Origin of the sequence: Dietzia sp. DQ11-44 (assembly GCF_014145205.1) — a bacterium.
GTDB lineage: Bacteria > Actinomycetota > Actinomycetes > Mycobacteriales > Mycobacteriaceae > Dietzia > Dietzia natronolimnaea.
Genome location: NZ_JAALEC010000411.1, coordinates 1 through 6,156, shown reverse-complemented (window position 1 = coordinate 6,156; position 6,156 = coordinate 1). Strand labels below are relative to the sequence as shown.

6 protein-coding genes and 1 pseudogene are annotated in these 6,156 nt (G+C 69.9%); 2 read left to right on the top strand and 5 right to left on the bottom strand.

The genetic code is table 11. The features are described from left to right. Positions 1-185 (top strand): annotated as a pseudogene (locus G6018_RS10775) (LLM class F420-dependent oxidoreductase); the annotation flags it as partial. A gap of 166 nt (positions 186-351) precedes the next feature. Next, the gene (locus G6018_RS10770; protein ID WP_107745814.1) at positions 352-951 is read left to right on the top strand and encodes a rhomboid family intramembrane serine protease; all 600 of its coding nucleotides are present in this window, start codon (positions 352-354) and stop codon (positions 949-951) included. On the opposite strand, the gene G6018_RS10765 is transcribed toward G6018_RS10770, so the two are convergent. The 5 genes from G6018_RS10765 to G6018_RS10745 all read right to left on the bottom strand — a co-directional run bounded on the left by G6018_RS10765 (position 908) and on the right by G6018_RS10745 (position 5,701). Then, on the bottom strand, positions 908-2,164 hold the full coding sequence (locus tag G6018_RS10765; protein ID WP_182639577.1) for a cation:proton antiporter: 1,257 nt from the start codon (positions 2,162-2,164) through the stop codon (positions 908-910). The two genes, G6018_RS10770 and G6018_RS10765, sit on opposite strands and share 44 nt — an antisense overlap. 230 nt (positions 2,165-2,394) lie before the next feature. Beyond that, entirely contained in the window at positions 2,395-2,937 is a 543-nt protein-coding gene (locus G6018_RS10760) for a DNA starvation/stationary phase protection protein (protein ID WP_179523312.1), read from the bottom strand. A gap of 144 nt (positions 2,938-3,081) precedes the next feature. Next, a complete protein-coding gene (locus G6018_RS10755; protein ID WP_182639576.1) occupies positions 3,082-4,254 on the bottom strand; it encodes an FAD-dependent oxidoreductase in 1,173 nt (390 codons plus the stop codon). Continuing rightward, entirely contained in the window at positions 4,251-5,156 is a 906-nt protein-coding gene (locus G6018_RS10750; RefSeq protein WP_182639575.1) for a DUF1295 domain-containing protein, read from the bottom strand. The genes G6018_RS10755 and G6018_RS10750 overlap by 4 nt, the downstream gene beginning before the upstream one ends. A 296-nt stretch (positions 5,157-5,452) precedes the next feature. Beyond that, complete coding sequence (locus G6018_RS10745) at positions 5,453-5,701, bottom strand: DUF6480 family protein (protein ID WP_095718250.1); 249 nt, start codon at positions 5,699-5,701, stop codon at positions 5,453-5,455. Positions 5,702-6,156 lie beyond the last annotated feature (455 nt).

Genomic DNA, 6,156 nt, shown 5'->3' with positions numbered 1-6,156 from the left:
GCGCCATCGGCCGGGATCCGGAGGAACTGCGGGCCAACGGCGCGGCCGGAACCCCGGATCAGGTGGTCGACACCATCGGCCGGTACTCGGCGATCGGTGCCCGGCGCATTTACCTGCAGGTTCTGGACATGTCCGATCTCGATCACCTGGAGCTCGTGGCCTCGGAGGTCGCGCGGCAGGTGTAGAGGGGTGAAACGTCCCCGGTGTGCCATTTCTCGTTCGCGTCACCTTCGACAGCACTCCGTGAGGTAATGAACCGCGGAGGCAGGACAGTGAACTCCGTTGCGCCGATCGGCGTCGGGGCCGGCGGTTCTCCACGTCGCCGGCGCATCTCGAGTAAGGACACCGCTGATGCTGTTCACGAGGTTGAAGAGCAGTCCCGCCGTCCTCTCGATCATCGCCATCCAGATAGTCGTGTACGTCGCCCAGCTGGTGAGCCCCGACATCGCGGAGCGGCTCGCCCTTCCGGGAAGCGCTGAGGGGTTGGGTGAACGGCCATGGAGTCCGCTGACCGTGATATTCGTCCACGACCTCCTCGTACACGTCGTGTTGATGGTGGTGATGCTGGCGGCGTTCGGGCCACTGCTGGAGAAGTCCGCACGCGCTGTGGATGTGGTGGCGGTCTATCTGCTGGCCGGGGTGGCGGGCTCACTGGGTGTTGTGGCCGCGACCGCTGCGGTCCCGACGTGGGCGGAGGACGGGACCATCGTCGGGTCCTCGGCGGCGGTATTCGGCGTGACCGCGGCGGTGCTGGCGATGCGCCCGTCGTCACGGATCTTCGGAGGCACGACTACTCAATGGTTGGCCATCCTGGTTGCGATCAACATCGTGTTCCTGTTCTCGCTGCCCCTCGGTTCGGTGGGGCACCTGGTCGGAATCGCTGTCGGGTGGGTGTACGGACGATGGCTCAGGTCCCGGCCCGGGCCCGCCGGCGGTCCAGTGCCCGCATGACCTGGGACGCGCTCGCCCCGTGGAGCACCAGTGAGGCGATGATGATCAGCGACACCGCCGGCCACAGCGACCAGCCGTCCTCCTTGGGGAAGGAGCCCATCGCGTAGCAGAGATAGAACAGCGAGCCCACGCCCCGGACGCCGAACACCGAGACCACCATCCGCTCGTCGCGGCGGAGTTTGCGGTCCCCCAGGAGCGCGACCCAGGCGGTGAGCGGCCGGATCACCAGCAGGACGCCGGCCGCCACCGCCACGTGCGTCCAGTGCAGGCGGGGGAGCGCGTCGGAGATGAACGAGGCGCCGATCACCAGCAGGACCAGCAGGGTGAGCAGGTGCTCGGTGTACTCCACGAACTCGTGGAAGTGCTCGTGGCGCTCGTCGTCACGCTCGGACGCGCGGACCCCGAGCGCCGCGCAGAACACGGCGAGGAAGCCCCACCCGCCCAGCAACTCGCCGACCCCGTAGGCCAATAGAAGCGTGGCCACGGCGGCGGGCTCGGCGAATCCCACGAGCCGGTGGTCGCCCACCCGCACGCGGTAGGCCGCGGCCCCGATGAGCCGACCGAGAAGGTAGCCCACCACCGCGCCGATGACCGTCTTGCCCACCAGGTCCCACGCCACCCAGCCCAGGAGCCACTCGCCGGGATCCCCCTTGGTCGCCAGATAGATGGCGAGGTACACGAACGGGAACGCGAGGGCGTCGTTGAGCCCGGCCTCGGAGGTGAGGGCGAAGCGGGCCTCGTCGTGCTCGTCGTCGACCTCCTCCCCGGAGCTCGGACCCTCCACCTGCACGTCGGAGGCCAGGACCGGGTCGGTCGGGGCGAGCACCGCCCCGAGCAGCACGGCGACCGCGGGGGTCAGCCCCAGTACCCACCACCCCAGCACCGCGACTCCTGCGATGGACAGGGGCATGCCGATCGCCAGCAGTCGCCACGTGGTGGTCCATCCGCGCAGGCTGAGCGGCCGGTCCAGTGCCAGGCCCACTCCGAAGAGCGCCACGATCACGGTGATCTCGGCCATCCGCTCAGCCAGCTCCGCGTGCTCGATCACGTCCACGAGCTGCGACTCGTTGGGCATCAGCCAGCCGATGACCATGCCCACGCCCACCACCACGATCGGTGCGGACAGCACCCGCTCGCGGAGCAGGCGCGGAAGGAACGACCCGATGAGCAGGGCCGCGCCGATGACCGCGAACATCAGGTCGGTATTGGGCACGCAGTGAGTCTGGTCGCCTCCGGGGCCCCTGCACCACCGCTGGGGTCAGCGCCCGGCGTTCATTATCTGCGGCACCCGGCTGCATACCCCCGCACCCCCGCGGCCTTCCTCGCCACCCCCCGCGACTCTGCTTGCGAAACGAACGACGACGGGCCGGACTCCTTGGTGGGAATCCGGCCCGTCGGTGGCCGTGCTGGAGGGGTCGTGCAGGAGGGGTCAGCCAGGTGCGATCACGCCGTGGCGGACCGGGCTGCGCCCTTCTCGCTGGCGTCGTCGGAGGTGGACAGCGAGCCGGCGGCGTTCTCCAGGTGGGCGCGGACGAACCACTGGAACTTCTCGAGCTCGGCGGTCTGGCCGATGAGGATGTCCTCGGTCACCGGGTCCACCTCGCCGGCCACGGCGATGGCCTTGCGGTGGTCGCCGATCATCCCGTCGTACACCTTGTCCAGGGCACCGAGGTGCGCCTGCGCGGTGTCGCGGCCCAGCGAGTAGTCGTCCCACGACCGGTGGTCGGCGTTGGCGCCCATCGTGCCCACCGGCGAGCCGCCGAGGGTGGCGATGCGCTCGGCCAGCACGTCGGCGTAGCCGCGGACCAGCTCGACCTGCGGATCGAGCATCTCGTGGACCGAGATGAAGTTGGGGCCCACCACATTCCAGTGCACGTGCTTGAGGGTTAGGTGCAGGTCGTTGCACGCCGTGAGTCGCTTCTGCAGCGTGTCCGCGAGGGTGGCGGAGTCAGCATTGGACAATCCGGGAACAGTGAATTCAGGCATGCTTCGAACCTAGCGCCGCCGGCAGGACCGTGCGACCGCTCGACCCGCCGTGCAGGTCAGTGCCTATGGGCCCGGTCGCCGACCCGTACCGTCCCGTGCAGGAACTCACCGAGCCCGCCGGCATTCACCGGAACTTGCCGGGACTTATCGAACCCGCCTGCGCACCCCGCCGTAGATCACCTGGTGGGTGATGAGCCGTTGGAGCACCACGTCGGAGGCGGGGGCGGGGACGCGGACACCCCGGCCGGGCGGGGTAAAGACGATGAGTCCGTCGCGCAGCGGGCCGAGCACCGATCCCCAGCGGCGCCTCGGGGGCCGGTAGTCGCGCAGCGGGCCGCCCTGAAGGTGCGCACGGATGTTGCGTGCGACCAGGAGGTGTCCGCGGTTGCGGGCGGAGGTGCGCAGCGGGTCGGTGGCCGCCACATCGCCGACCGCAAAGACGTCGCTGTGCCCGGCCACTCGCAGCGTCGGCTCCACGCGGACGAACCCCCGGTCGTCGAGCATCTCCGCGGGCAGCCAACCCGTGTTGGGCGTGACGCGGCCGATCGCCCAGATCACTACATCTGCTGTGGTCGGTGCCTGACCCGTCGTCCAGCTCACGGGGGCGCTGGTGAGGTGCTCGTCGTCGTCGTCGTCGTTCTTGTTGTGGTTCGCAGCGTCGCCGCCGTCTCCACCAGCGACGTCCCCCGCCGGCAGCTCCGCGCGGTGACCGGGATGCAGGCCCACGCCGAGGCTTTCCAGTCGTGAGCGCACCCTGTCCCAGACGAGGTCGTGGTGATGAGGCAGTGCGCGGTCGCCGGGGAAGTAGAGATCTACGTTTTTGTCCGGCCAGCGTTCGGCCACCTGCGCCGCCGAGCTCAGGGCCGCCGCGCCGCCGCCGATGATCGCCACCGTCCCCGATGCCGCGATGCGCTGGTGGGGGAGGAGGATGTCGGCGTCGACGCCGCGGGCGTCCTGGAGCGTGGGGTGGCGCCAGAATCCGTTGGTCACCCCGGTGGCGACGACGACGACGTCGTACGGTTCCTCGGCGACCGTTCCGTCCGCGAGCCTCACGCGCACGATTCGCTTCTCGGTGTCGAGGGCGGTCGCGCTGCCGTGCACGATCCGGACGGGGTCGAGGCCCCGGAACCGGCTGTAGGCGATGCGGTAGTCGCGCGTCCACGCCTCCGGCCGGGCCAGCCGCAGGCCCAGTTCCTGGCCGCTGACGAACTCCGGCTTGGCGGTGATGCCCACGACGTCGCCGTGGGTGCGCAGCGCGATCGCGGTGAGGACCCCGGTGTCCCCGAGGCCGACCACCACGATCCGGGGGCGGCTCACGCGGAGGTCGTGGTCCGGCTCTTCTCCTGCGGGCGCTTCTTGGGCGGGCGGGGGATGAACAGCGACACCCGCTCCACCACGCGCGCGTACTCGGGCCGCCGCTCCAAGCTCCGCTGCTCCATCATCGGGATGCTCACGCCGAGGAACATCGCCACCATGGCGAAGGTGCCCACGAACACCCACCACGCGCCGGGCCAGGCCGCGAGGCCGAACAGGCCCATGGAGAACCAGATCCCGCATTCACCGAAGTAGTTGGGGTGGCGGGACCACGACCACACGCCGGTGTCCATGACCTGCCCGGGCGTCCGGGTGGCGACGAAGCGGTGCATCTGAAGGTCGGCGATCGTCTCCAGGGCTAGCGCGGCCAGGCCGACGCCGAACGCCACGAAGTCCAGCCAGCCGAGCGGCTCACCGGCCCGCGTCGCCACCACGTAGACGGGGATGAGTCCGGCGAAGACCTGCAGGGTCGGGAAGACGTGGATGCCCATGAGGTCGGCCACGAACTCGAAGCGCCCGGCCCGCTCGCGGACCATCGGGTAACGCCAGTCCTCGTGGTGCATGCCGGGGAAGGTGCGGATCCAGTTGGCGGTCAGGCGCACCGCCCAGGCCAACAGCACGATCATCATGAGCCACCAGCGGACGTCGTTCACCCCCGCGTCGGCGGCGATCCACCAGTAGAACGCCAGCAGCGGTGGGATGACCGACCAGAAGGCGTCGTAGAAGGTGGAGTTCCCGTAGAAGCGGCTGAACGCGAAGATCACCACGGTCGCGATGAGGTCGGCGATCAGGCCGTCGAGCCACAGCTGGCCGCTGTCCAGCCCCCACAGCAGCCACGCCAACCCGGCGCCGATGGCGATGATGTAAGCGATCCCGATCCGCAGGAGTGACGCACCTTGACTCATGTCAGGCAGGGTAACGACCGTTCTGCGCGCGGACCTGCGGAACGGTGAGATGCGGTGGGGCGGTGCCGTGGTGTGGCCGTGAGCGCCACCTGCTGGGCGAGGCCGCGTCCGCCCACCCCGGGTGACCGGGGGAGGGCCCGCGCTGGGTGTGCCCACTCGTAGACTGGTCGCATGTGACGGATTCCGGGAAAACCCACCTGGGGAAACGTGATCAGGTGTGACCCCGCGGCGGGTGGTGCCCGGTGGCGGTGACGTGGCGGGCGGCGTTCACCGACGCGCCGACTACGGCCGTGTGGTCAGCCCAGGCCGAACAGCCTTCCTGCAAGTCCCAGCGCCATGAGCAGGACGATCAGCACGATGATCCCCAACAGCACGTAGATCCCGATGCGGGACCCGGACTTGGTCGGGCTCTGCCCGGTGCGTGCGCTGTCCGAGGCCAGGGACGTGGAATCCGAGTCCGGCGTCTGCGGTCCCGTGGGCGAGCCGCCGGCGTCGAGGTCGGGGGACTCGCTGGGATCCGGGTCTGGTGGGAGGGAGTTGGCCATGCCCCACTTTTGCACGAGCGTCGCTCGACGTGCCCGCGGGTATGCCGGCGCGGGTAGGGCCGGCGGGGACTTGAGTAACGGTTGTGCTGCCGCCGGAGGGGCAGGTCGGAGGCGGTCGCGCTGGGGTTCCAGACCGTCCCCGACTTTCGCTCGCCGACCTGGCCCGACGGTCCGGTTCCGCCGCAACTGCATCCGGACTTCTATGTGGATCGCCTACTTCGAGCCGGCCGGGGGCAGGGGGCGCGGCCGGCCGCGAGGTTAGGCCGATGCGCCTCGTGGTGGCGTCCCCGCGCCGGCGCATGAATCTGTCCCATCACACGCTCGTGCGGCGAGTGGTCAGAGCCGTCGGATTTCGTCTCGCTGGACCACCTGAACTTGAGCTGGGAAAACGTGAGCGGGATCGACCCCTCGGCGGGTGCGGCGGATCGGGCGGCTGCGCCCGGCGCCGAACCGCC

What these genes read in the sequence shown, in the direction of transcription:
- G6018_RS10770 (WP_107745814.1), top strand. Translation starts at nt 352, where the DNA reads ATGCTGTTCACGAGGTTGAAGAGCAGTCCCGCCGTCCTCTCGATCATC.
- G6018_RS10750 (WP_182639575.1), bottom strand. Translation starts at nt 5,156, where the DNA reads ATGAGTCAAGGTGCGTCACTCCTGCGGATCGGGATCGCTTACATCATC.
- G6018_RS10745 (WP_095718250.1), bottom strand. Translation starts at nt 5,701, where the DNA reads ATGGCCAACTCCCTCCCACCAGACCCGGATCCCAGCGAGTCCCCCGAC.
- G6018_RS10760 (WP_179523312.1), bottom strand. Translation starts at nt 2,937, where the DNA reads ATGCCTGAATTCACTGTTCCCGGATTGTCCAATGCTGACTCCGCCACC.